Below are 255 nucleotides of genomic sequence, written 5' to 3'. Positions count from 1 at the left end.
CGGCGTTCAAGGCCACGCGCATGCCGATGATCGTCACGGATCCCAGCCAAGCCGATAATCCCATCATCTTTTGCAACGAGGCATTCAGAAAGCTGACCGGTTACAGCGACGAGGAGATCATCGGCCGGAACTGTCGCTTTCTGCAGGGGCCTGAGACGGACCGGGAGACCGTCGCCAAGATCCGCGACAGCATCGCGGCAGGGCGGGATGTGGCTGTCGACATTCTGAACTACCGCAAGGACGGCAGCACGTTCT

General features: G+C 60.4%; 1 protein-coding gene. It reads left to right on the top strand.

Translation table 11 applies throughout. The features are described 5' to 3' along the window. Window positions 1–255 (top strand): PAS domain-containing protein (locus MRBLMR1_RS08635; protein WP_500064110.1); only part of this gene is annotated, 255 nt, incomplete at both ends.

Source organism: Neorhizobium sp. LMR1-1-1.1 (assembly GCF_040675795.1).
Classification (GTDB): Bacteria; Pseudomonadota; Alphaproteobacteria; order Rhizobiales; family Rhizobiaceae; genus Neorhizobium; species Neorhizobium cellulosilyticum.
This window is presented reverse-complemented; position numbering and strand designations above follow the sequence as displayed.